This is a genomic window from Streptosporangium sp. CA-115845, assembly GCF_050943795.1.
In the GTDB taxonomy this organism is placed as follows: Bacteria; Actinomycetota; Actinomycetes; order Streptosporangiales; family Streptosporangiaceae; genus Streptosporangium.
Genome location: NZ_CP191988.1, coordinates 9,481,225 through 9,506,447 on the forward strand (window position 1 = coordinate 9,481,225; position 25,223 = coordinate 9,506,447).

At 67.0% G+C, this 25,223-nt stretch carries 13 protein-coding genes and 3 rRNA genes; 11 read left to right on the plus strand and 5 right to left on the minus strand.

Going from position 1 to position 25,223, the window contains the following annotated elements:
- The first annotated feature begins 43 nt into the window (after positions 1-43).
- From ACQP0P_RS44985 to ACQP0P_RS45005, 5 genes are all read left to right on the plus strand, one after another.
- Positions 44-616, plus strand: coding sequence for a DUF1707 SHOCT-like domain-containing protein (locus ACQP0P_RS44985; RefSeq protein WP_433368511.1), 573 nt, complete (start codon positions 44-46; stop codon positions 614-616).
- A gap of 99 nt (positions 617-715) precedes the next feature.
- Positions 716-1,723, plus strand: coding sequence for a phosphate acyltransferase PlsX (plsX, locus tag ACQP0P_RS44990; protein WP_433382422.1), 1,008 nt, complete (start codon positions 716-718; stop codon positions 1,721-1,723).
- A gap of 154 nt (positions 1,724-1,877) precedes the next feature.
- On the plus strand, positions 1,878-4,256 hold the full coding sequence (locus ACQP0P_RS44995) for an HAD-IC family P-type ATPase (protein WP_433368513.1): 2,379 nt from the start codon (positions 1,878-1,880) through the stop codon (positions 4,254-4,256).
- A complete protein-coding gene (gene argS / locus ACQP0P_RS45000) occupies positions 4,253-5,995 on the plus strand; it encodes an arginine--tRNA ligase (protein ID WP_433368516.1) in 1,743 nt (580 codons plus the stop codon). Before ACQP0P_RS44995 ends, argS begins: the two co-directional genes overlap by 4 nt.
- A 143-nt stretch (positions 5,996-6,138) precedes the next feature.
- The gene (locus ACQP0P_RS45005) at positions 6,139-7,515 is read left to right on the plus strand and encodes a hypothetical protein (protein WP_433368519.1); all 1,377 of its coding nucleotides are present in this window, start codon (positions 6,139-6,141) and stop codon (positions 7,513-7,515) included.
- Between the two features lie 144 nt (positions 7,516-7,659).
- Here the strand turns inward: ACQP0P_RS45005 and ACQP0P_RS45010 are convergent, their stop codons facing one another.
- A complete protein-coding gene (locus ACQP0P_RS45010; RefSeq protein WP_030925173.1) occupies positions 7,660-8,046 on the minus strand; it encodes a cell division protein SepF in 387 nt (128 codons plus the stop codon).
- Positions 8,047-8,252: 206 nt separating this feature from the next.
- Here ACQP0P_RS45010 and ACQP0P_RS45015 point away from each other — a divergent pair, with 206 nt between their 5' ends.
- Positions 8,253-9,041, plus strand: coding sequence for a PhzF family phenazine biosynthesis protein (locus ACQP0P_RS45015; protein ID WP_433368523.1), 789 nt, complete (start codon positions 8,253-8,255; stop codon positions 9,039-9,041).
- Positions 9,042-9,251: 210 nt separating this feature from the next.
- On the opposite strand, the gene rrf is transcribed toward ACQP0P_RS45015, so the two are convergent.
- The 3 genes from rrf to ACQP0P_RS45030 form a co-directional block, all read right to left on the minus strand.
- Positions 9,252-9,368: ribosomal RNA gene (gene rrf / locus ACQP0P_RS45020) — 5S ribosomal RNA — on the minus strand.
- 71 nt (positions 9,369-9,439) lie between these two features.
- Positions 9,440-12,569 (minus strand): 23S ribosomal RNA (locus tag ACQP0P_RS45025).
- 395 nt (positions 12,570-12,964) lie between these two features.
- Positions 12,965-14,489: ribosomal RNA gene (locus ACQP0P_RS45030) — 16S ribosomal RNA — on the minus strand.
- The 16S, 23S and 5S rRNA genes sit together here, the layout of an rRNA operon.
- 690 nt (positions 14,490-15,179) lie before the next feature.
- Here ACQP0P_RS45030 and ACQP0P_RS45035 point away from each other — a divergent pair.
- Positions 15,180-17,240 carry a S9 family peptidase gene (locus ACQP0P_RS45035; RefSeq protein ID WP_433368526.1) on the plus strand — a complete coding sequence of 687 codons (2,061 nt, stop codon included), beginning with the start codon at positions 15,180-15,182 and terminating at the stop codon, positions 17,238-17,240.
- Positions 17,237-18,265, plus strand: coding sequence for an L-glyceraldehyde 3-phosphate reductase (mgrA, locus tag ACQP0P_RS45040; RefSeq protein ID WP_433368529.1), 1,029 nt, complete (start codon positions 17,237-17,239; stop codon positions 18,263-18,265). Before ACQP0P_RS45035 ends, mgrA begins: the two co-directional genes overlap by 4 nt.
- 70 nt (positions 18,266-18,335) lie before the next feature.
- Here mgrA and ACQP0P_RS45045 read toward each other — a convergent pair whose 3' ends face one another.
- Positions 18,336-20,762, minus strand: a complete 2,427-nt coding sequence (locus ACQP0P_RS45045) for a lysylphosphatidylglycerol synthase transmembrane domain-containing protein (RefSeq protein WP_433368531.1) — start codon at positions 20,760-20,762, stop codon at positions 18,336-18,338.
- A gap of 460 nt (positions 20,763-21,222) precedes the next feature.
- Here ACQP0P_RS45045 and ACQP0P_RS45050 point away from each other — a divergent pair, with 460 nt between their 5' ends.
- From ACQP0P_RS45050 to ACQP0P_RS45060, 3 genes are read left to right on the plus strand one after another with little or no spacing between them, the layout of a single operon-like run.
- Complete coding sequence (locus ACQP0P_RS45050; protein WP_433368534.1) at positions 21,223-21,438, plus strand: hypothetical protein; 216 nt, start codon at positions 21,223-21,225, stop codon at positions 21,436-21,438.
- A gap of 29 nt (positions 21,439-21,467) precedes the next feature.
- The gene (locus ACQP0P_RS45055) at positions 21,468-23,141 is read left to right on the plus strand and encodes a M28 family metallopeptidase (protein ID WP_433368537.1); all 1,674 of its coding nucleotides are present in this window, start codon (positions 21,468-21,470) and stop codon (positions 23,139-23,141) included.
- A gap of 36 nt (positions 23,142-23,177) precedes the next feature.
- Positions 23,178-25,193: a molybdopterin-containing oxidoreductase family protein gene (locus ACQP0P_RS45060; RefSeq protein WP_433368540.1), complete on the plus strand. Its 2,016-nt coding sequence runs from the start codon at positions 23,178-23,180 to the stop codon at positions 25,191-25,193.
- Positions 25,194-25,223 lie beyond the last annotated feature (30 nt).

Sequence of the window (25,223 nt, forward strand, 5' to 3'; positions counted from 1 at the left end):
AACAGGTCTCGCGATATATCTTAAGTAGTCGTACACTCGCGTCATGACGTCTCGTTCCCCCGTTCTGCGCGCCTCCGACGCCGATCGCGACCGCGTGGCCGCGGTGCTGGGCGAGGCGCTCGCCACCGGCCGCCTGACCAGCGTCGAGCACGCCGACCGCCTGGACATCGCCTACCGCGCCGTCACCGTGGACGACCTCGCCCCCCTCACCGCCGACCTGCCCGACGTCGTGGCCCCCGGCCGCGAATCCGCCACCGAGCGGCAGCAGGTCGGAGCCGTCTTCAGCAAGGTCGTGCGTGGCGGGCGCTGGCTCGCCGGGCGGCACACCACGCTGCGCGCCACCTTCGGCGCGTTGATCGTCGACCTGTCCGAGGCCGTGCTCCCCGGCAGGGAGATCACCCTGGAGGTCAACTCGCTCTGTGGCAAGCTGATCGTCAGGGTTCCGGAGAACGCCCACGTCATCGACGAGGTCAGCGGCATGTTCGCCAAGAGACACGTCTCGGGCGGCCGGGGCGGCGAGGGCTCCCCCGTCATCCGGGTCGTCGGCCGGGCCACCTTCGGGAAGATCATCGTCTCCCGGGAGAGAACCGACTGGAATCTCCCCGGCACTCCCTGATCACCCCAGCGGAACATTCCGATCCCGGGGCCGCCTACGATGCGGACAAACCATCCCGCACGAGGTGACCGCTTGCCTGAGACCAATGCTCCCGGCACCATGCCGATCGCCCTTGACGCGATGGGCGGTGACCACGCCCCCGACGAGATCGTGGCGGGAGCCGTGCGGGCGGTGCGAGAACACGGGATCTCCGTCGTGCTCGTCGGCGCCCCCCGCCCCCTGTACGAGGCACTCGCCCGGCATGACGCGACCACCGAGATCCCGATCGTCAGGACCGAGGAGGCTCTGGCCATGGACGAGGGTGCCCTCGCCAGCCTGCGCCGCCCGCGTTCCAGCATCGCCGTCGCCTGCCACCTCGTCCGGCGGGGTGACGCCTGCGCCGTGGTCTCCGCCGGGTCCACCGCCGGGATCGTGGCCACCGGAAAGCTCCGGCTCCGCGGCCAGCCCGGCGTGCTCAGGCCCGCCATCGCCGTCGCCCTGCCGACCAGACCCACCCCGACCGTCCTGCTGGACGCCGGGGCGAACTCCGAGGTCAAACCCGAGATGCTGGTGCAGTTCGCGCACCTCGGCGCCGCCTACGCCGAGACGGCCCTGGGCATCGAGAACCCCAGGATCGGCCTGCTGACCATCGGCAGCGAGCCGGAGAAGGGCAACAAGCTCGTCAAGCGTGCCCACGAACTGCTGTCGGCCGCCCCCGGCCTCGACTTCTCGGGCAACGTCGAGGGCCACGACCTGCTCACCCGCACCGTGGACGTCATCGTCGCCGACGGATTCACCGGTAACGTGGCGCTCAAGACCATGGAGGGCAGCGTCCGCTACGCCTTCGCCGAGCTCCGCGAGACGGTCAGGGAGAGCCGGACGGCCAGGGTGGGCGGCCTGCTGCAGAAGAGGCGCATCAGGGAGCTCTACCGCCGGCTCGACCCCGAGGTCCACGGCGGGGCCGTGCTGCTCGGCCTGAACGGCACCGTGGTCATCGCGCACGGCGCCTCACACGCCAGGGGGGTGAGCGCCGCCTGCGTGCTCGCGGCCAAGCTGGCCCACGAGGGCGTGGTGAACCGCATCGGCGAGCGCCTCGCCGCGGTACCCCGCCCGCACCGCCTCTGGTGACATGTCCCTAAATCAGCACCCGTACCTCCTCCGGTGACACTGCGCGAACATGCCGCCAACCTGCGGTGATATTTGCGGCGCACCAGGTGACGTATTCCACCGAATTCTCCGACCCCGCGTACCCTTGAGTCCCAGTCGATCGGCAGGGGGCCGTGTGGAGCAGGTGGCACAGCGCGGACTGACCTCGGCGGAGGTCGCCGAGCGCGTGGCCCTCGGACAGGTCAACAACGTCAGGCGCCGATCGAGCAGATCGGTCTCGGCGATCTTCAGGGCCAACATCCTCACCCTCTTCAACGGGGTGATCGGCGTGCTCTGGGTGCTGATCATGATCTTCGGGGAGTGGCAGGACGGCCTCTTCGGCCTGGTGATCGTGGCCAACGCGGGCATCGGCATCGTCCAGGAGCTCCGTGCCAAGCGCACCCTCGACCGGCTCGCCATCGTCAACGAGGCTCCGGTCAAGGTTCGCAGGGACGGCTCGGAGTCCGAGATCCCACCCCGGCAGGTGGTGCTCGGCGACCTCATCCTGCTCGCGCCCGGCGACCAGCTGCTGGTCGACGGCGAGACCGTTGACTCCGACGGGCTGGAGGCGGACGAGTCCCTGCTCACCGGCGAGGCCGACCCGGTGCACAAGCGGCCGGGCGACGAGGTCCTGTCCGGCAGCTTCGTGGTCGCCGGCCGAGGCTCCTACGTCGCGACCAGGGTGGGCGGCGACGCCTACGCGGCCAGACTCGCCGAGGAGGCCAGCGCGTTCAGCCTGTCCCACTCGGAGCTGCGCGACGGCATCACCCGGTTCATCAAGTACGTGACCTGGCTGGTCATCCCGATCGGTGCCCTGCTCACCTGGAGCCAGGTCAGCAGGCGGACCGGCATCGGCGAGGCGGTCACCAGCACGGTCGCGGGCATCGTCACCATGATCCCCGAGGGCCTGGTGCTGATGACCAGCATCGCCTTCGCCGTCGGCGTGATCCGGCTGGGCAGGCGCCGCTGCCTGGTCCAGGAGCTCCCCGCGATCGAGATCCTGGCCCGGGTCGACACGCTCTGCCTCGACAAGACCGGCACGCTCACCTCGGGCGGCATGGAACTCGGTGAGGTCCGCAGGCTCCGCGACGACCTGCCCGTGCCCGAGGCGCTGGGCGCGCTGGCCAACCTCGACCCCGACCCCAACCCCACGGCCCGAGCCATCCAGACCCGCTACCCCGACTCCCCCGGCTGGACCGTCGCCGCCAAGGTCCCCTTCTCCTCGGCCCGCAAGTGGAGCGGCGCCGAGTTCGACGGGCACGGCTGCTGGGTCCTGGGCGCCCCCGACGTCCTCCTGCCGCCCGGCACCCCGGCATACACCGAGGCAGGGGCCCTCGCCGCCACCGGTCTGCGGGTGCTCGCCCTGGGGAAGGTCGCCTCGCTGCACGACCCCGACGACCTCGGCACCATCGAGGCCGCGGCCATCGTCGTGCTCAGGCAGCGGATCCGTCCCGAGGCGGCCGAGACCCTCACCTACTTCGCCGAACAGGGCGTCACCGTCAAGGTCATCTCCGGCGACAACCCCGAGTCGGTGTCGGCCATCGCCACCTCTCTCGGCATCCCCGGCGGGGAGCGCGCGGTGGACGCCCGTACCCTGCCGGACGACAACCCCGAGAAGCTCGCCGAGATCATGGAGGCCAACACCGTCTTCGGCCGGGTCAGTCCGCACCAGAAACGGCTGTTCGTCGGCGCGCTCCAGTCGCGCGGGCACACGGTCGCGATGACCGGCGACGGCGTCAACGACGTGCTCGCGCTCAAGGACGCCGACCTCGGCGTGGCGATGGGCTCCGGCAGCGGCGCCACCCGGGCGGTCGCCCAGATCGTGCTGATGAACGACAGCTTCGCCGGCCTGCCCTCCGTGGTGGGCGAGGGCCGGCGGGTGCTGGCCAACATCGAACGGGTCGCCGGCCTCTTCCTCACCAAGACCTTCTACGCGATCGTGCTCTCCCTGCTCACCGGGGTCATCGGGCTCGCCTTCCCGTTCGCCCCCCGGCACTCCACGCTGATCAACGCGCTGACGATCGGCATCCCCGCGTTCTTCCTCGCGCTCGCACCGAGCAACGAGCGCGCCAGGAGCGGCTTCGTGCCACGCGTGCTCCGGCTGGCGGTCCCCGCCGGGATCATCTGCGCCACCGCCGTCTACCTGTCGTACTGGATCGCCCAGAGCGGAGCCGCCACCCTGGCGGAGAGCCGCACCTCGGCGGTGATCACGCTGTTCGTCGCCGCCTGGTGGGTGCTGGCCCTCGTCGCCCGCCCGTACGTCTGGTGGCGGATCGCGCTCGTGGCCTCCATGGCCGGGTTGTTCGCCCTCACCCTCGCCATCCCGTTCACCCGCGAGTTCTTCGCGCTCACCCTCCGCGACCCCGCCGCAGGTGGCGTCGCGGCCGGGCTCGGCATCGCCGCGGGAGCCGTGCTGACCGGCGTCTTCGCGGTCATGCGGTCCCGCCATACCGGGCCCGGCCAGGGTGATATCCAATCGGTTCAGGATCGGTCAACCGCTACCCTTGGAACATGACCGACCCGCAATTCGCCCTCACCGAGCGCGTCCAGCAGGCGCTGGCCGCGGCCTTTGGTGCCGAATACTCCGACGCAGACCCGCTGATCCGTCCCTCGCAGTTCGCCGACTACCAGGCGAACGTGGCGATGAGTCTGAGCAAGCGGCTGCGACGGGCCCCGCGGGAGGTCGCCCAGGAGATCGCCGAGCACCTCACCGGGCGGGCCGACGACCCGTTCCCCGGCACCGTCGAGGTCAGCGGCCCCGGTTTCCTCAACCTGACCCTCTCCGACGACTGGATCACGGCACAGATCTCGGAGATCCACGCCGACCCGCGCATCGGCGTGGGCGTGTCCGCCTCGCCGCAGACCGTCGTGATCGACTACTCCGCGCCCAACGCGGCCAAGGAGATGCACGTCGGCCACCTGCGCACGACGATCGTGGGCGACGCGCTCGCCCGGGTCCATGAGCACCTGGGCAACAGGGTCATCCGGCAGAACCACCTCGGCGACTGGGGCACGCCGTTCGGCATGCTCATCGAGCACCTGCTGGACATCGGCGAGGAGGCCGCCGTCGCCCAGCTGGAGGCCGGCGAGGGCAACGCCTACTACCAGGCGGCCCGGGTCAAGTTCGACACCGACCCCGAGTTCAACAGGCGGGCCCGCGCCCGGGTCGTCACCCTGCAGGCCGAAGAGCCCGAGACGATGCGCCTGTGGCACATCTTCATGAACGCCACGGTCCGCTACTTCAACAAGGTCTACGTCCAGCTCGGCGTGACGCTGACCGACGAGGACATCGCCGGCGAGAGCATGTACAACCACGTGCTCGCCCAGGTCTGCGACGAGCTGCAGGAGCGCGGCATCGCCGTGCTCAGCGACGGCGCGCTCTGTGTCTTCCCGCCCGGCTACACCGGCCGCGAGGGCCAGCCGCTCCCCCTGATGATCCGCAAGAGCGACGGCGGGTACGGCTACGGCACCACCGACATGGCCACGATCCGCTACCGGGTCCAGGACCTCAAGGCCGACCGCATCCTCTACGTGATCGGCGTGACCCAGTCGCTGCACATGTCGATGGTGTTCGACTCGGCCCGGCTGGCGGGCTGGCTACCCGACCACGTCAGGGCGGAGCACATCCAGATCGGCAGCGTGCTGGGCTCCGACGGCAAGATGTTCAAGACCAGGAGCGGGAAGTCGGTCAAGCTCCTGGAGCTGCTCGACGAGGCCGAGACCAGGGCCGCCGGAGTGATCCAGGATCGCGAGTACGACGACGCGGAGCGCGAGAAGATCGCGCACGCCGTCGGTATGGGCGCGGTCAAGTACGCCGACCTGTCGGTCAGCCACGACAGCGAGTACGTCTTCGACTTCGACCGCATGCTCGCCCTGACCGGCAACACCGGCCCTTACCTGCAGTACGCCCAGGCCCGCATCCGCTCCATCTTCCGCAGGGGCGGGGTGACCCCGGCCGAGACGACCGGACCCATCATGCTGGGTCATCCGGCCGAGCGCGCGCTGGCACTCCAGCTTCTCCGCTTCGGCTCGGTGGTCGAGGAGATGGCGGAGAACTCGACGCCGCACAAGCTGGCCTCCTACCTCTTCGACACGGCGAGCGCCTTCACCACGTTCTTCGAGAACTGCCCGGTGCTGAAGGACGACGTCGAGGCCGCCACCCGTGCCTCGCGGCTCGCCCTGTGCGCGCTCACCCTGAAGGTCATGGAGACCGGCCTGGGCCTTCTCGGCGTCCCCGTGCCCGAGCGGATGTAACCTGTCCACCAGATGATCGTCTTTATTGGGAAAATCAAGGCGATCGTCTGGCAAAGTCATGTTCGGCGCGCCTCCCCGCGGGGATGTCCGAAGCGCAATACGCTGGCGCGGTCATCGGTCACAACTTCGGGGAGTTCTCTGCCTTGAGCACGGACCTGACCGCGAATCCGCAGGCCGGGACAGAGCTGCACCGCTGTGCCGATGCGCTCCTCACCGACCTGGCCACCGGCACCGTCCCCACCGAGCTGCCGACCGGTTTCGCGGACATGTCCGGCCACTGGCTGGCTCCGGCCGTCGAGGCCCTCGTGCTGCTCACGCGCGGCGAGGAGGCACTCGAACCCCTGGCCCGCGCCGCCCAGCGCAACGAACGACGGACCGCGCTCTTCCTCTGCCTCGCACTCGCCGTCGCCGGCCAGGGCGACCGTATCCACGCCTCCTGGCTCGGCAGCGCCTTCGGGGACCTGTCCCTGGACCGCCCGGTGACCCACGGCCAGCGGGCTCTCTGGCTCGCCGCAGCCCGCGGGGCGTACGGCCCGGCGGGAAAGATCTTCGTTCTCCGCAGGCTCGACGCGGTGGCCGCCTCCCCGGCATCGGAGCCCGACCTGTGGTTGCGCGCTCTGATCCCCGACGAGCCCTCGACCGTCGTGTCACCGGCTCTGGCCGGTTTCGCGGAGCTCGCGGAGCTCCCCGAGCTCGCCGTTCCCGTACAGGCCGCCGCCAGGCTGACCCACCTGCGCGACCGCTGCGCCGAGATCACCTCGGCCCGCGAGAGCGCCCCCGGAGCGGGCGACGAGACCGGGACCGGCCTGGGTGACCTCGCGTTCCTTGAGGCCGCGCAGACGGACCGCTCCGGCGAGGCCACGGTCGTGTGGAGCGAGGACGAGCCGCTGACCGTGCTCCGCCAGCTGATGGGTTCCGGCACCCCCGAGCGGCCGGTGAGACCGCTCACCAGCCACCTGCTCAGCGATCTGCACCCGGGCTCCCATCCTTACCTGGCCGCGATCGCACTGCATGTGGCCGCGCCCATCGTGCGGTCCGCGGCGGAGAAGCTCGCCGAGGCCACCCGGGCCGAGGCCCCTGAGTCGGTCACCATGCCGATCCTCGGCCACCGCGTGACGCTCCGTCCCGAGGGGCCGGACCCCGATTCGCTGGGCGCCGCCGAGGAGCGCATCGTCACCGAGGGCACGCCGGTCCGCGGCCGGCCCTGGGCGGCCTATCTGCTGCTCGCCCTCGCCCCGGTGATCCTGGTGGTCGCGCTGGTCCTTCCCGTCCTCCCGCTCGCACTGCTCGCGCCGCTACCGGCCGCGGAGGGTGGCTACCTGCTGTGGCGCAGGCGCAGGCGTGAACGGGCGGACGCCGAATACGTCGTCACGCAACTCTCCGAGCTCAGGGAGCTTGCCCAGGGCGCGGTATGGGCCCTGCATGACTACGCTCGCGAGTCGGAGAGCCGGGTCAAGACAGCGGCCTCCGATCTGGCCGAACTCACCCGGCTGCTCCGCCGGGGTCCCCGGGCGGGCTGACCGGCTCCGTTCACCGGGCGTTCTCGCCGGCCCCGGGGTCGGCTGAGCCCCTGACCGGGGCACCGACAACGTGCTGCCCGCTCGGCCGCACGACTGTGGCGGGGGCCGATCTCTCTGACCCCCGCACGTCCAGGCCGCCGTGAATCACCCGTTGGTGATCTCCACCTCGGCAGGGGCCAGCAGGAAGACCTTCTCCGCGATCCGCTCGATACGCCCTTCGCAGCCGTACGCCAGCCCGGCGACGAAGTCGACCATCCTCGTGGCCTCGGCGGTGCTCATCCCGCTGACGTCCATGATGACCGTCTGACCCTCGCGGAAGTGTTGTCCGATGACCGGGGCGTCGTTGTACTTCATCGGCGTGAGCATCACGATTCGTGAGGGCTCGTTCATCGCGTGCCAGCGCTTGGCCGCGCGCTCCGAGGCAGACTGCCAGTCCTCGCCCTCGACCTCATCCTCGTAGTCGTAGGACTCGTCATACTGCTCGGCCCCGCCCAGACCAAGGTAGCTTGCCACCTTGCGCACTGCCCCCATCGGCTCGTCCTTTCGCCAGGACCACGCCGTACCCGGCCTGTCCCTACATCTTGGACGGTAACCGACGACCCGAAGTTCGCCATGCGACACGCCCAGCGCTTATTTCCACTTTGTACGGCTACCGCACTGGTCTGCCCGATCCCTGACTTTGCCCGATCCCCTGACTTGACTTCAACTGATATCTCCGGCGCCGCTAGCATCGCGTCATGCTCGTCTACACGGTCGATTCGTTTACCGATGAATTTTTCAAGGGTAACCCTGCCGGGGTCTGCGTACTCGGCAATCCAGTCCCTGACACCTGGATGCAGTCCGTGGCGGCGGAGATGCGGCACTCCGAGACAGCCTTCCTGCTCGAAGCGGAGGACGGCGGGCCGTACTCGCTCCGTTGGTTCACGCCGGTGACCGAGGTGGCCCTCTGCGGGCATGCGACCCTGGCCACGGCGCATGTGCTGTATTCCACGGGAACGGTCCCAGAAACCCTCGAATTCTCAACGAAGAGTGGAATCCTGTCCGTGACCAGGGATAAATCAGGTTTAATCAGCATGGATTTCCCGGCAAAAGTACTCCAAGAGACGCCCCTTCCCATGGGACTGATCGATGCGCTCGGAGTTAAACCTGTTTGGGGAGGAAAAAATGTTTGGGATTATTTCGTGGAGGTCGAGTCCGAGGACGCCGTGCTCGACACGGCCCCTGACTTTCGCGCCCTGGAGGCCGTCGACGCGCGGGGAGTCATCGTGACGGCTCGGGCATCCAGACAGGGCGCCGACTACGTCTCCCGATTCTTCGCCCCCCGCGTCGGAGTTCCCGAGGACCCGGTGACGGGCTCCGCCCACTGCGCGCTCGCTCCCTACTGGTCGGCCAGGCTCGGTTCCGACAGCCTGGTGGGCGCCCAGTTGTCGCAGCGCGGAGGCGTGGTCCGCACGACCGTACGGGGCGACCGGGTAGAGCTGGCGGGACGCGCGGTGACCATGCTCTCCGGCGAGCTCCACGCCTAGGTCCTGTCCCCTGGATCCTTTGCCTGCCGCTCCTCGCCACGGCAGGATCCGAGGGAGAGAGACCAGGGGTCCGTGACCTCTCCCGGTCCGTGAAGTCGTCAAAACAGAAAGGCTCCCACCGGCCGACGGGAGCCCCGGTAAGCCCCTTCCGGAACCCCCTCGGAAAACACGAAGGCCCCCACCAAAAGGTGAGGGCCCTCAATAAAGATTGTCCGGCGGCGACCTACTCTCCCACACCGTCCCCGGTGCAGTACCATCGGCGCTGAAGAGCTTAACTTCCGGGTTCGGAATGTAACCGGGTGTTTCCCCTTCGCCATAACCGCCGTAACACTATGAAACACACAAACCACTGTTTGCTGTCTCAGAATTGCCTAGTGGACGCGAGCAAGAATTGCTTTGTGGTCAAGTCCTCGGCCTATTAGTACTGGTCAGCTCCACACATTACTGCGCTTCCACCTCCAGCCTATCAACCCGGTCGTCTACCGGGAGCCTTACCCACTCTCGTGGTGGGAGACCTCATCTCAAGGCGAGCTTCCCGCTTAGATGCTTTCAGCGGTTATCCCTTCCGAACGTAGCCAACCAGCCGTGCTCCTGGCGGAACAACTGGCACACCAGAGGTTCGTCCGTCCCGGTCCTCTCGTACTAGGGACAGCTCCTTTCAAGTCTCCTGCGCGCGCAGCGGATAGGGACCGAACTGTCTCGCGACGTTCTAAACCCAGCTCGCGTGCCGCTTTAATGGGCGAACAGCCCAACCCTTGGGACCTACTCCAGCCCCAGGATGCGACGAGCCGACATCGAGGTGCCAAACCATCCCGTCGATATGGACTCTTGGGGAAGATCAGCCTGTTATCCCCGGGGTACCTTTTAGCCGTTGAGCGACGGCGCTTCCACATGCCACCGCCGGATCACTAGTCCCAGCTTTCGCTCCTGCTCGACCCGTCGGTCTCACAGTCAAGCTCCCTTGTGCACTTACACTCGACACCTGATTGCCAACCAGGCTGAGGGAACCTTTGGGCGCCTCCGTTACTCTTTAGGAGGCAACCGCCCCAGTTAAACTACCCACCAGACACTGTCCCTGATCCGGATCACGGACCGAAGTTAGACGTTCAAAACGACCAGAGTGGTATTTCACCAATGACTCCACCACCACTAGCGTGATAGCTTCACCGTCTCCCACCTATCCTACACAAGACGTTCCAAACGCCAATGTCAAGCTATAGTGAAGGTCCCGGGGTCTTTCCGTCCTGCTGCGCGTAACGAGCATCTTTACTCGTAGTGCAATTTCGCCGGGTCTGCGGTTGAGACAGCGGGGAAGTCGTTACGCCATTCGTGCAGGTCGGAACTTACCCGACAAGGAATTTCGCTACCTTAGGATGGTTATAGTTACCACCGCCGTTTACTGGCGCTTAAGTTCTCAGCTTCGCGGAGTAAACCCCACTAACCGGTCCCCTTAACGTTCCAGCACCGGGCAGGCGTCAGTCCGTATACATCGTCTTACGACTTCGCACGGACCTGTGTTTTTAGTAAACAGTCGCTTCCCCCTGGCCTCTGCGACCCCCACCAGCTCAGAACGCAAAGGTTCGTCACCAGCGAAGGCCCCCCTTCTCCCGAAGTTACGGGGGCAATTTGCCGAGTTCCTTAACCACAGTTCACCCGATCGCCTTAGTATTCTCTACCTGACCACCTGAGTCGGTTTAGGGTACGGGCCGCCACGACACTCACTAGAGGCTTTTCTCGGCAGCATAGGATCACCCACTTCGCCACAATCGGCTCGGCATCACATCTCAGGATACATAAGAGGCGGATTTGCCTACCTCTCTCCCTACATGCTTACCCCAGGACTACCATCGCCTGGGCTGGGCTACCTTCCTGCGTCACCCCATCGCTTACCTACTACCAGTTCAGGCCAGGCGTTCAGCCTCACCCACACCCCGAAGGGCGTTAGGGGCTTAAGGACCCTTAGTATCACTGGATTCAGTATTGGCGCATCGTAGCGGGTACGGGAATATCAACCCGTTGTCCATCGACTACGCCTGTCGGCCTCGCCTTAGGTCCCGACTTACCCTGGGCGGATTAGCCTGCCCCAGGAACCCTTGGTCATCCGGCGCAGAAGTTTCTCACTTCTGATTCGCTACTCATGCCTGCATTCTCACTCGCACAGCCTCCACAGCTGGATCACTCCGCTGCTTCACCGGCCGCACGACGCTCCCCTACCCATCCACACACCTAAACCACAAAGGCTCAGTTATACGTGTGAATGCCACGACTTCGGCGGTGTACTTGAGCCCCGCTACATTGTCGGCGCAGAATCACTTGACCAGTGAGCTATTACGCACTCTTTCAAGGGTGGCTGCTTCTAAGCCAACCTCCTGGTTGTCACTGCGACTCCACATCCTTTCCCACTTAGCACACGCTTAGGGGCCTTAGTCGGTGGTCTGGGCTGTTTCCCTCTCGACTACGGAGCTTATCCCCCGCAGTCTCACTGCTGCGCTCTCACTTACCGGCATTCGGAGTTTGGCTGACGTCAGTAACCTTGTCGGGCCCATTAGCCATCCAGTGCTCTACCTCCGGCAAGAAACACGCAACGCTGCACCTAAATGCATTTCGGGGAGAACCAGCTATCACGGAGTTTGATTGGCCTTTCACCCCTAAACACAGGTCATCCCCCAGGTTTTCAACCCTGGTGGGTTCGGTCCTCCACGCGGTCTTACCCGCGCTTCAACCTGCCCATGCCTAGATCACTCCGCTTCGGGTCTACAGCATGCGACTCAAACGCCCTATTCAGACTCGCTTTCGCTACGGCTCCCCCACACGGGTTAACCTCGCCACACACCATAACTCGCAGGCTCATTCTTCAAAAGGCACGCAGTCACATCACAAACAAGGCAAGCCTCGTTTACGCTCCTACGGCTTGTAGGCACACGGTTTCAGGTACTATTTCACGACCCCTCACCGGGGCGCTTTTCACCTTTCCCTCACGGTACTTGTTCACTATCGGTCATCAGGGAGTATTTAGGCTTACCAGGTGGTCCTGGCAGATTCACACAGGATTTCTCGGGCCCCGTGCTACTTGGGATCCCCTCCAACAGTCCAACCAATTTCGCCTACCCGACTCTCACGGTCTACGGCGCCACTTCCCAGAAGCTTCGGCTATCGGAAGGATTTCTTACTGTCTACGGTCTCGGCAGAAACCGTCAGAGGGTCCCACAACCCCGTAAACGCAACGCCTGCCGGCTATCACACGCCTACGGTTTAGCCTGATCCGCTTTCGCTCACCACTACTCACGGAATCACTAATTTGTTTTCTCTTCCTACGGGTACTGAGATGTTTCACTTCCCCGCGTTACCACCAACCGCCCTATACATTCAGGCGGAGGCAACACCACATGACTGGTGCTAGGTTTCCCCATTCGGACATCCCCGGATCAAAGTCTGGTTGGCGACTCCCCGGGGCTTAACGCAGCCTCCCACGTCCTTCATCGGCTCCTGATGCCAAGGCATCCACCGTGTGCCCTAAAAAACTTGGCCACAAAGATGCTCGCGTCCACTATGCAAATCTCAAACAACAAACAGCGACCAAACCCGCCCTGCCACCAACACCCGGCTCCGAAGAACCAGACCGGTATGACAGGAGGATGGTCCCGCATGAGGCTCCAACAGACAGCAAGCCCGCCACAGGCGGGCCCGCCATGATGTCCGTTTCCTCAGGACCCAACAGTGTGTCCAGACCCATCCGCGTCTCCCAGCCGACGTTCCCACTCCCCGGCTCCGAAGAACCAGGGCGGTACCAGCCGACCCGGGCAGACCCGAATCATCCGATTAGCCAGTGCTCCACTAATGAGCGCGCCGTGTGCAGAACGTACGCCTGCAGACACGACATGAACCACGACCACCCGAAGATGACCGCAGCCGATGCTCCTTAGAAAGGAGGTGATCCAGCCGCACCTTCCGGTACGGCTACCTTGTTACGACTTCGTCCCAATCGCCAGCCCCACCTTCGACCGCTCCCCCCAGACAAGCTGGTTGGGCCACGGGCTTCGGGTGTTGCCGACTTTCGTGACGTGACGGGCGGTGTGTACAAGGCCCGGGAACGTATTCACCGCAGCGTTGCTGATCTGCGATTACTAGCGACTCCGACTTCATGGGGTCGAGTTGCAGACCCCAATCCGAACTGAGACCGGCTTTTAGGGATTCGCTCCACCTCACGGTATCGCAACCCTCTGTACCGGCCATTGTAGCATGTTTGCAGCCCAAGACATAAGGGGCATGATGACTTGACGTCATCCCCACCTTCCTCCGAGTTGACCCCGGCAGTCTCCAATGAGTCCCCACCACCCCCGAAGGAGCGTGCTGGCAACATTGAACAAGGGTTGCGCTCGTTGCGGGACTTAACCCAACATCTCACGACACGAGCTGACGACAGCCATGCACCACCTGTCACCCAGTCCGAAGAGGCACCCATCTCTGAGTGTTTCCGGGCGATGTCAAGCCTTGGTAAGGTTCTTCGCGTTGCGTCGAATTAAGCAACATGCTCCGCCGCTTGTGCGGGCCCCCGTCAATTCCTTTGAGTTTTAGCCTTGCGGCCGTACTCCCCAGGCGGGGCGCTTAATGCGTTAGCTACGGCGCGGAAACCGTGGAAGGTCCCCACACCTAGCGCCCAACGTTTACAGCGTGGACTACCAGGGTATCTAATCCTGTTCGCTCCCCACGCTTTCGCTCCTCAGCGTCAGGTAAGGCCCAGAGAACCGCCTTCGCCACCGGTGTTCCTCCTGATATCTGCGCATTTCACCGCTACACCAGGAATTCCGTTCTCCCCTACCTACCTCTAGCCAGCCCGTATCGAATGCAGACCTGGAGTTAAGCCCCAAGCTTTCACACCCGACGTGACAAGCCACCTACGAGCTCTTTACGCCCAATAATTCCGGACAACGCTTGCGCCCTACGTATTACCGCGGCTGCTGGCACGTAGTTAGCCGGCGCTTCTTCTGCAGGTACACGTCAACTTCGTCCCTGCTGAAAGAGGTTTACAACCCGAAGGCCGTCATCCCCCACGCGGCGTCGCTGCGTCAGGCTTTCGCCCATTGCGCAATATTCCCCACTGCTGCCTCCCGTAGGAGTCTGGGCCGTGTCTCAGTCCCAGTGTGGCCGGTCGCCCTCTCAGGCCGGCTACCCGTCGTCGCCTTGGTAGGCCGTTACCCCACCAACAAGCTGATAGGCCGCGAGTCCATCCCCAACCGAAAAGACTTTCCACACCCACCCGATGCCGGGAGGTGTCGTATCCGGTATTAGACCCAGTTTCCCGGGCTTATCCCAGAGTCAGGGGCAGGTTACTCACGTGTTACTCACCCGTTCGCCGCTCGAGTACCCCGAAGGGCCTTTCCGCTCGACTTGCATGTGTTAAGCACGCCGCCAGCGTTCGTCCTGAGCCAGGATCAAACTCTCCAAACAATGTCTGAACAGTTGCTCCCGGCTGAAAGCACCCATCTCACATGATGGATGTTCAACCAAAGGAATCCGTCCCCCACCCCGATGAAAGGGCGGGTTGGACAGGGTTGTGCTTCATGCACTGGCTTTTAACACACTGTTGAGTTCTCAAGAAACGGACGCGTACACCGTCGTCCCGACCAGTTTCGGCCGGAGAACCAGGGGCGGTTCGTTTTGTTCTGTTCTTTCGTTGTGCCGTTATTCTTTCAGGCCCGCTTTTTCGTGTCAAACCGGCTCGTTTTGAAACGATTGACTTGATCTTGCGGGTCTTGCTGGAATTCGGCGGCTCCGTTTCCAGAGCAACCCCTCAAACTTACCAGCACCTGAGCGGCTCTGCGAACCGGGCTCTGGAACCTTGGGTTTCAAAGGGATTGTCAGCGGACACGACACAAGCCATACGGAAGTCACCGGAGTGATTAGAGTGGTTTGCGTCGGACCCTGCCGACTCCAAAAGATTAGCAGTCCTCCAAGAGCGCTCGGAACGTAACGGCGAACCCCGCACCAGGAAACCTCGGGCCGACCGGAGGAGCCGAGCCTGGCCCGCGAGCAGCGCGGGCCGCGGCATGTCGAGGCGGGCCAAGGTGGATCAAGGCCGATCGACCCGACCGGGCGAGTGATCCGAACAGGGACCGGCGGAAACATAGACTCGTCTGAGTGAGCAGCCAGACGCCGCCGACGGCGAAGAAGGTTCCCAGCGAGCGCGTGCACCACGGGGACACCGTGGTCGATGACTACGCGTGGCTGATGGTAAAGGACGACCCGGAGGTGGTCGCCCACCTGGAGGCGGAGAACGCCTACACGCAGGAGGCGACCGCCCACCTCAAGCCCCTGCAGGAGACGCTCTTCCAGGAGATCAAGGGACGCACCCTGGAGACCGACCTCTCGGTCCCCACCCGCAAGGGCGGCTGGTGGTACTACTCGCGGACCGAGGAGGGCAAGCAGTACGGCATCCAGTGCCGGGTGGCGGCGGACGGCGAGACCCCGCCCGAGTTGAAAGCCGGCGAGTCGCTTCCCGGTGAGGAGATCCTGCTCGACGGCAACGAGCTCGCCGGAGACTCCGACTTCTTCTCGATCGGCACCAGCTCGGTCAGTCCCGACGGCACCCTGCTGGCCTACTCCACCAACTTCACCGGCGACGAGCGCTTCACCCTGAAGGTGAAGAACCTCACCACCGACGAGACCCTCCCCGACGAGATCCCCGGCATCTTCTACGGCGGCGCCTGGTCGGCCGACGGCACGACGTTCTTCTACACGACCGTTGACGAGGCCTGGCGGCCCAACCAGGTGCACCGGCACACGATCGGCAGCCCCGCCAAGGACGACATGCTCGTCCACGAGGAGGCCGACGAGCGGTTCTGGGTCGGCATCGGGCTCAGCCGGAGCGAGCGTTACCTGGTGCTCTCCTCCGGCAGCAAGATCACCAGCGAGGTCCGCGTCCTTGAGGCCGACGACCCCACCGGCGAGTTCCGCGTCGTCCGGCCCCGGGAGACCGGCGTCGAGTACGGCGTCGACCACGCGGGCGACCACTTCCTGGTCCTGCACAACCGGAACGCGGAGAACTTCGAGCTGGCCACCGCGCCGCTCGACGCCCCCGGCGACTGGACTCCGCTGATCGAGCACCGCGCCGACACCCGGCTGCTCGACGTCGACGCCTTCGAGGGCCACACCGTCGTGCACTTCCGCCGGGACGGGCTCACCGGCATCCGCATCCTGCCCCGCGCCGGGGAGGCGTACGAGATCTCCTTCCCCGAGCCGATCTACGACGTGGCCCCGTCGGGCAACCCGGAGTTCGTCACGGGGCGGCTGCGGCTCGGCTACACCAGCATGGTCACCCCGCCGTCGGTCTACGACTACGACCTGGCGGCGCGCGAGCTGGTCCTGCTGAAGCAGAAGGTCGTGCTCGGCGGCTACGACCCCACCGACTACGAGCAGTTCCGCGAGTGGGCGACCGCGTCCGACGGCACCCGCATCCCGATCTCGATCGTGATGCGAAAGGGCACCCCGCGGCCGGCCCCCACGGTGCTCTACGGCTACGGCAGCTACGAGATCTCGATCGACCCCTCGTTCTCCATCGCCAGGCTCAGCCTGCTCGACCGGGGCTTCGTCTTCGCCGTGGCACATGTCAGGGGCGGCGGCGAGATGGGCCGTCACTGGTACGAGGATGGCAAGTTCCAGAAGAAGAAGAACACCTTCACCGACTTCGTCGCCGCCGCCGAGCACCTCTCCGCCACCGGCTGGTCGAGCGCGATCGTCGCCAGGGGCGGATCGGCGGGCGGGCTGCTGATGGGCGCGGTCGCCAACCTCGCGCCCGAGACCTTCGCGGGCGTGGTGGCGGAGGTGCCGTTCGTGGACGCGCTGAACACGACCCTCGACCCCTCGCTGCCGCTGACCGTGATCGAGTGGGACGAGTGGGGCGACCCGCTGCACAATCCCGAGGTGTACGCGTACATGAAGTCGTACACGCCGTACGAGAACGTGGACGGCCGGGTCTACCCGCCGATTCTGGCGATCACCAGCCTCAACGACACCCGGGTCTTCTACCACGAGCCCGCCAAGTGGGTCGCGAAGCTCCGCGACGTCGCGGACGGCGGGCCGTTCCTGCTCAAGACGGAGATGGGCGCCGGGCACGGCGGCCGCAGCGGCAGGTACGACGCCTGGCGCGAGGAGGCCTTCACCCTCTCCTGGATTCTCGACACGACCAAGGTGACCCAGTGACATATATCGCGGCAGATGACAGGTACGACGGACGCCAGCCGTACAACAGGGTCGGCAAGAGCGGGCTCAAGCTGCCCGCCGTCTCGCTGGGGCTCTGGCACAACTTCGGTGACGACAAGCCCTTCGAGACCCAGCGGGCCATCCTGCGCAGGGCCTTCGATCTGGGGGTGACCCACTTCGACCTGGCCAACAACTACGGTCCGCCGCCCGGGTCCGCGGAGACCAACTTCGGGCGGCACTTCCGCGAGGACTTCGCACCGTACCGGGACGAGCTGGTCATCTCCACCAAGGCGGGCTACGACATGTGGCCCGGCCCGTACGGCGAGTGGGGGTCGCGCAAGTATCTGCTGTCCAGTCTGGACCGGTCGCTGGAGCGGATGGGGCTCGACCACGTCGACATCTTCTACAGCCACCGGTTCGACCCGGACACCCCGCTGGAGGAGACGATGGGCGCGCTGGACCACGCGGTCCGGTCCGGCAAGGCGCTGTACGCGGGCATCTCGTCCTACTCGCCCGAGCACACCGCGGAGGCCGCGCGGCTGCTGCGGGAGATGGGCACGCCGCTACTGATCCACCAGCCCTCGTACTCGATGCTGAACCGGTGGATCGAGGGCGGGCTGCTCGACGTCCTGGAGGAGGAGGGCGTGGGCTGCATCGCGTTCTCCCCGCTGGCGCAGGGCATGCTGACCGACCGCTACCTGAACGGGATCCCCAAGGGGTCGCGGGCCTCGCTGGGACGCTTCCTCACCCCGGAGATGCTCGCCGAGGAGACGATGCGGCACATCCGCACCCTGAACGAGATCGCGGGCGGGCGCGGCCAGTCGCTGGCACAGATGGCGCTGGCCTGGGCTCTGCGCGACAGGCGCGTCACGTCGGTGCTGATCGGCGCGAGCAGCGTGGAGCAGCTGGAGAACAGCCTCGCGGCCGTGCAGCACACGTCGTTCGACGCCGCGGAGCTTGAGGCGATCGACAAGGACGCGGTCGACGCGGGCATCAACCTCTGGGCCAGGTCCAGCGAGGCCTGACCTTCCGTCCATGAGAAAGACCGCCGGACCCCTGCCGGCGGTCTTTCCGTGTCGCGGGGCGGGACAGGGCCTAGAGCGCCTCCTGTCGCTGCAGGTGCGCGAACGAGGCCCAGCCAGGCAGGACCGGCAGCCAGAAGGTCAGCAGCCGGAACAGCAGCACGGCCGAGGTCGCCACCTCACCGGGCAGGCCGGAGAGGGTCAGGCCGACCGACAGGGACAGCTCGACGGCGCCGAGGCCGCCGGGGGTGGGGGCTGCCGAGCCGATGGCGTTGCCCGCGAGGAAGACGATGGCGACGGCGGCGAAGCCGAGGGAGCCGCCGAAGGCACGGACGCAGGCGTCCAGGCAGAGCACGAAGAACAGGGTGAGCATCAGGGTGCCGCTGAAGCCCTCGATGATCTTCCGAGGCGACTGGAGGACGTCGAGCAGGCGCGGGATGACACCGGAGAACAGCGAGCGGAGCCGCGTGGTGATCATGCGGCGCAGCCGTGGTACGCCCACGATGACCAGTACCACCACGGCCACGGCCAGCAGCGTCAGCACGAGCGTGCGCGACGGGGTGAACGACGAGGCGGTGCTGGAACCGGTGATGTAGGCGAACAGCAGGAGCAGCACGATGTGGAATGCCAGCCCGATGAGCTGGGAGGCGCCCACGCTGGCCACCGCCTGTCCCAGAGGGATGCCGCGTTTCTGCAGGTAGCGGGTGTTGATCGCGACCCCGCTCACCGCGGCGGGCGCGACGAGCTTGACGAACGACCCGGCGAACTGGACGAGCACGGTACGGCCGAGGGGCAGTTTCTCCGGTACGAAGCCCCTCAGCATCAGGGCGGCGGCGACGTAGCTCATCATCGCGGCGACCAGTGCCACGCCGGTCCAGCTCCACTTGGCCGACGTGATCATGTTGAGGTTGATCTGGGTCAGGTAGTAGACCAGGAAGTACGCGGCGAACGCGGTGCCGATGATGGTGATCAGGGTCCTGGGGCGGAAGCGCTCCAGGCGCACCTCCTCGGCCTCGGCCTTGGGCGTGAGCTCGACGATCCGCTCGCGGATCTCGGTGAGCAGCCCCTTGTTCTTGCTGAGTGCCGCCCTGGTCTCGCGGGTCAGCGCGATCCGCTGGAGCAGCGGGAGCGCGTCGGCGAGCAAGCCGGGCCCGGCTCCGGCCGCGGCGGCGTTGACCGCCCGCCGGGCTCCGACGCGGAGGCTGAGGTAGGTGAGCAGCTGGGCGATGTCCAGGCGAAGCAGCAGGTCACCGGCGGCGATCTCGCCACTGCGGGCGTCCGTGAGGATGACCCGTCCCTCGCGGTCGACATGGATGCTGTCGCCGGTCAGCCGCCGGTGGGCGAGCCGCTGGACCTGCAGCAGCAGGACCTGCTCCCAGATCTGGGCGAGCAGGTTGTCGTCGATCTCCTCGTCGGGGATGTCGTCGAGCGCGCGGGTGGGGATGTGCTCGTAGGCGAGCAGCGCGGCCTCCGTACCGATCTCGCTGGTACCGACGAGCCGGGGGGTGCTCACTCCCGCCGCCTGCGCGGCGTACGCCATCAGGGCCTCGCGCTCCAGCTCGGCGCGGAGTGAGCGGATGGCCTTGCGGCGGGTCTCGGAGTTGAGCCGGATGCGCCGCCAGATGCGGTAGAGCACCCCGGCCACCTGGCGGTCCCGGTCGAGGACCGTGACGTCGAGGCGGTTGCCGTTCTTGAGCTCGACGGCGTAGCGACGGCTGCCCTGGTAGTCGTCGTCGAGCCGATGTGCCTTGACCGGGGCGAAGCCCAGCTTGCGAAGCACGCTGACGACCGCACTGCCCGGAGGGCGGGTGTTGGGGCTGCCCACGCCGTACAGGGTGGCGTAGCCGACGGCCAGGCCGACCAGGATGGAGACGACGATGCCGAGGAGGGTGGCGGCGAGCCCGGCGAACAGGGCGACGGCGTTGAGCGCGACCGCGCTCCACAGGGCCGCCCGCCAGGTGGGGCGGCGGGATATGCGCACCGCGGTGACGTAGGCGATGATCGGGGTGAGCAGCGTGTTGACCGGCTCGACTCCGGCTCTGCCCCCGGTCATCAGGAGCCTCAGGTCCTCGGGCCCGGCGTACACGATCCACTCGCCGAGCACGAAGGAGAGCACCATCGCGGCGATGGCCGCGAAGAGCCCCTCGGCCACCCGGAGGCCGTCACGGTGCAGCACCCGCTCGATGGCGAAGGCGATGGGCACGCCGAGCATGGCCGAGGCGCTCAGCACCCCGGCCAGGCCGCTGAGCAGGAACGGCGCCCGGCTGGTGCCGTCGGCGACGTCGCCCTCCAGGCCGTTCAGAGTCTTCTGCGCGACGAGGGCGAGCAGGATGACGGCCACCAGCCCGAGCAGGGTCGCCAGGAACCGCAGCAGGTCCGAAGGGCGACGGATCCGCTGGGGAAGCAGCGGCTCGATGACGCGCACGGCTAGATCGCCGGCCGCCGCCGGCCGTGTGCCGTCGTCGGACGGCGTTCCGTCCAGCTCCTTGATTTCCGTCACCGCCAGCGATTCTGCATGTTCCGCATTACAGCTGCGTCACCGACCTTCTCCCCCAGTGTCCACAATCGGAGCCATACGCATGTCGACGGCTTCCGACAGTCTTGACAGTCCGGCTTCCATCTTGGTGGCTGAAATCAGAAAACGGCGCCACACGGTGACACCGTATGGCGCCCCGGCCGGCGAGCGGGCCGGGCGGACGTGGCCCCGAAGAGATCATGGATGCCCGCCTCGACGAGGGCGGCGAGCGAGCACAGCGTACCTGTCCGAGATCGAGAATTGACCCTTCCAGCTGCGGGAACACTGGATTTAGCGGGTACGGGACTGGAAGGCTGACCGTCATGTTCCTTCGCCCGCCCGCAGCCTGCAGGGCCGTGTCCGGGGAGCGGGAACGCCTCGTCGTGGTCACCTCTCACCGCCTTCCCGGGAGCGCGGGCGCTCCATGCACGTTGAGGGGTTCCGCATGAGCACTCGCGCCTCCGGGGGAACGGCGGTCGTGATCACCGCGGTCTCCGCCCTGGCCCTGCCCACCGTCTCCACCGTGACGGCCGGCGCGGCACCGGCTTCGGGAAAGCCCGCTCTTGCGACATCCATCGACCTGCCCGGCGGCTCCGTCCCGGGTGGTGCCACCGGGCCGGTACCCGGCGGCCACCTCGTCGCCACCCATGTTTTCAAGTAACGCCGTCTCCGACGTCAGAGGAGCCTGACTTGAGTGCACGTGCCTTCGGGAGAGTGCTGGCCGCCGTCACCATCGCCTCGGTCACGATCCCGCCCGTCGCCAACACGGCCTGGGCCGCGACCCCGCCCGGAACGGTGCGCGGGCTCGCCACCTCCGCGGCGGAACCGGGCCTGTCCTCGGAACCGCCTCCGGAGAGTCCCCTGCCGCCGGACGCGAAGGCGTTCGGGCAGTCGATCAAGCTCGCGTCCGTCAGGCGGCACCTGGAAAGGCTCCAGGAGATCGCCAAGGCCAACGGCGGTATCCGGGCCGCGGCCACCCCTGGCCACGAGGCCTCGGTCGCCTACGTCGCGGACAGGCTTCGCGCCGCCGGATACCAGGTCACCCTGCAGGAGTTCGGGATCCCCTTCTTCCATGAGCGGAAGGCTCCGGTGCTGGCGCGATCGTCCCCCGCGGCCAGGGCTTACCTGCCCGGCGTCGACTTCCAGACGATGACGTACTCCGGCTCGGGGAAGATCACGGCTCCGGTGCAGGGCGTGGACCTGGTGCTGCCGCCGGCCCCGAACGCGACCTCCTCCTCCGGATGCGAGGTGAGTGACTTCAAGGGGTTCGTCCGGGGGAACATCGCCCTGATCCAGCGTGGCTCCTGCAGCTTCCAGGCCAAGGCGGAGCGGGCCCAGGCGGCCGGTGCGTCCGGGGTGGTCATCTTCAACGAGGGGCAGCCGGGTGAGGCTCTCGCCGACCGCAGGATCCTGCTGCGAGGCTCGGTCAACACCTCCAGCATCAAGATCCCGATCGTCGGAGCCACCTTCGCGGCCGGCAAGGAGCTGTCGGCGCCGGGAACGACCGCGACGCTCGCGGTGGACGCCGAGAGCGACCCCGACCGCAGGACACGCAACGTCATCGCCGAAAGCCGCCGGGGCGACCCGGACCGGGTGGTCATGCTCGGCGCCCACCTGGACAGTGTCATGGCGGGACCCGGCATCAACGACAACGGCTCCGGGACCGCGGGCGTCCTGGAGACGGCGTTGGCGGCGAAGGACCTGCGGACGAGGAACAGGCTGCGCTTCGCCTTCTGGGGCGCGGAGGAACTGGGCCTGCTCGGTTCCACCCACTACGTGGCCCATCTCTCGGCGGCGGAGAGGACGAAGATCAAGCTGTACCTGAACTTCGACATGATCGCCTCGCCGAACCACGTCCTGGGGATCTACGACGGCGACAACTCCGACACGGGCCTGGACACGCATCCGCCTGCCGGTTCCGACCGGATCGAGAGGCTCTTCCAGGCGTACTTCGACGCCGTGGGCAAACCGCACCAGGACGCCGACTTCACCGGCCGCTCCGACTACGGCCCCTTCATCAAGGCGGGCATCGCCGCGGGCGGGCTGTTCACCGGCGCCGAGGGCATCAAGTCCGCCGAGGAGGCCGCGAAGTTCGGCGGCAAAGCCTGGGCCCCCTACGACAGGTGCTACCACCAGGCCTGCGACACCCTCGCCAACATCGACGACGGTGCGCTGGCGGTGAACGCCTCCGCGATCGGCGCGGCGGCATACACCTACGCGTACGCTCGCGACCTCCCCGGCGATCCCATCACCCCCGGCCCCGCCGGAGGGCCGAGAGTCGGAGGGCCGAGCAGAGGGCCGAGCACCGGAGGGGGCGGGCTGGGACACGACCACCGGCACGAGCCCCCCGGGCTGCTCCGGTGACACCCGCGCTCCCTGGGCGCGGCTACAGTCGGGGGCATGTCGTCAGGCGAACTTCGAGTGCTGGGGGCGTGCCCGCTTGACTGCCCCGACACGTGCTCCTGGGTGGTGACCGTCCAAGGCGGCGAGGCCGTCAAGATGCGCGGCAACCCTGACCACCCCTACACCCGCGGCGCGCTCTGCGTGAAGGTCAACCGCTACCTGGAGCACACCCGGGCGTCCGACCGCATCCTGCACCCGATGCGGCGGACCGGCCCCAAGGGGTCCGGCAGGTTCGAGCGGATCAGCTGGGACGAGGCCCTGGAGGAGATCTCCGTACGGCTGCGCGGCATCGTCGACGAGCACGGCGGCGAGGCGATCTGGCCCTACCTGGGCACCGGCACGCTGGGATACCTCCAGGGGGCCGAGGGAGTGGCCGGGCGGCGGTTCTGGAACGCGCTCGGCGCGTCGAGGCACTTTCTGAACATCTGCTCGTCGGCCGGCAACTCCGGGCTGCGACAGGTCTACGGCACGCCGGGCGGGATGGATCCTGAGACGTTCGCCCTGTCCCGGCTCATCCTGCTGTGGGGCACGAACACGCTGACCAGCGGGCACCACCTGTGGAAGTTCATCCAGGACGCCCGCGCGGCGGGGGCGCACGTGGTGGCGATCGACCCGATCCGGACCCGCACCGCCGAGCAGGCCGACGAGCACCTGCCGATCAGGCCCGGCACCGACGCGGCCCTCGCCCTGGGGCTGCTGAACGTCGTGCTCGCCGAGGGAGCCGAGGACCGCGACTACCTGGAGAACCACACGACCGGCTGGGAGAACCTCCACGAGGAGATCCTGCGCCACCCTCCGGCACGCGTGGCGGAGATCACCGGGCTGCCCGAGTCCGGCATCCGGGCCCTGGGCCTGCGGCTGGCGCGCACCCGGCCCACCGGCATCCGGGCCACCATGGGCGTGCAGCGGCACGCCGGCGGCGGCACCGCGATGCGCACGATCGCCGCCATCCCCGGCGTGACCGGCGACTGGCGCCACCCCGGCGGCGGGATCGCGTACTCCACCAGCGGGCACATCCACCTGAACATCGACACCCGCGAGGACCTGCTCGCCCGGCCGGTTCGCACGCTCACCATGACCCGGCTGGCCGATCAGCTGGACGAGTCGGTGAAGTGCCTGTGGGTGTACGCGGCCAACCCGATGAGTTCCACCTCCGACCAGAACCGGATCCGCGAGAAACTGACGCGCGAGGACCTGTTCACCGTCGTGATGGAGCAGTTCCCGACCGACACCGTCGACTACGCCGACATCGTGCTCCCCGCCACCATGCAGATCGAGCACGCCGACCTGCACGCGGGCTACGGGCACATGTACCTGATGTGGAACTCACCCGCGGTCGAGCCGCCGGGCGAGTGCCTGTCCACCACCGAGACCTTCCGCCGCCTGGCACGGCACATGGGGCTCACCGAGCCGTCCCTGTACGACTCCGACCTGGAGCTGGCCGAGCAACTGCTCTCCTCGGGCCATCCGTCGCTTGACGGCATCACGCTCGACCGGCTGCGCAAGGAGGGCTGGGTCCGCCTCAACGTGCCGCGGCCGTTCGTGCCGTTCACCGAGGGCTTCCCGACGCCCTCGGGCCGGATGGAGTTCGGCGCGGGACCCGCCTACGTCCCGCCGCGCACCGCCTCGGCCGCGCCGGGACCGTACCCGCTGGCGCTCATCACCCCCGCCTCCCACACCTTCCTCAACACCATCTTCGGCAACAACCCCGAGTTGCTGCGGCGCTCGAAGGGCCCGCGGGTCCTGGTGAACCCCGCGGACGCCGCGCCGAGGGGGCTGAGCGACGGGCAGCGGGCCCGGGTGTTCAACGCCGGCGGTGAGTTCGAGGCCGTGGTCGAGATCAGCGAGCGGGTCCGGCCAGGCGTGATCGCGTCCACCAAGGGGCACTGGCGAAAGCTGAGCTCGGGGGGCACGACCGTGAACGCCGTGGTGGAGGCCCGCGACGCCGACCTGGGCCGCGGCGCCGTCTACCACGACAACCTGGTCGAGCTCGGCCCGAGCGCCGCCGAGTGACCGGACGGATCACCTCGACGCCGGCCCCTG

Bases quoted from the DNA above. Each gene is read 5' to 3' on its own strand.
- ACQP0P_RS45010 (WP_030925173.1), bottom strand. From the start codon at position 8,046: ATGGGGGCAGTGCGCAAGGTGGCAAGCTACCTTGGTCTGGGCGGGGCC.
- ACQP0P_RS45060 (WP_433368540.1), top strand. From the start codon at position 23,178: ATGTCGTCAGGCGAACTTCGAGTGCTGGGGGCGTGCCCGCTTGACTGC.
- plsX (WP_433382422.1), top strand. From the start codon at position 716: ATGCCGATCGCCCTTGACGCGATGGGCGGTGACCACGCCCCCGACGAG.
- ACQP0P_RS44985 (WP_433368511.1), top strand. From the start codon at position 44: ATGACGTCTCGTTCCCCCGTTCTGCGCGCCTCCGACGCCGATCGCGAC.
- ACQP0P_RS45015 (WP_433368523.1), top strand. From the start codon at position 8,253: ATGCTCGTCTACACGGTCGATTCGTTTACCGATGAATTTTTCAAGGGT.
- ACQP0P_RS45050 (WP_433368534.1), top strand. From the start codon at position 21,223: ATGAGCACTCGCGCCTCCGGGGGAACGGCGGTCGTGATCACCGCGGTC.
- argS (WP_433368516.1), top strand. From the start codon at position 4,253: ATGACCGACCCGCAATTCGCCCTCACCGAGCGCGTCCAGCAGGCGCTG.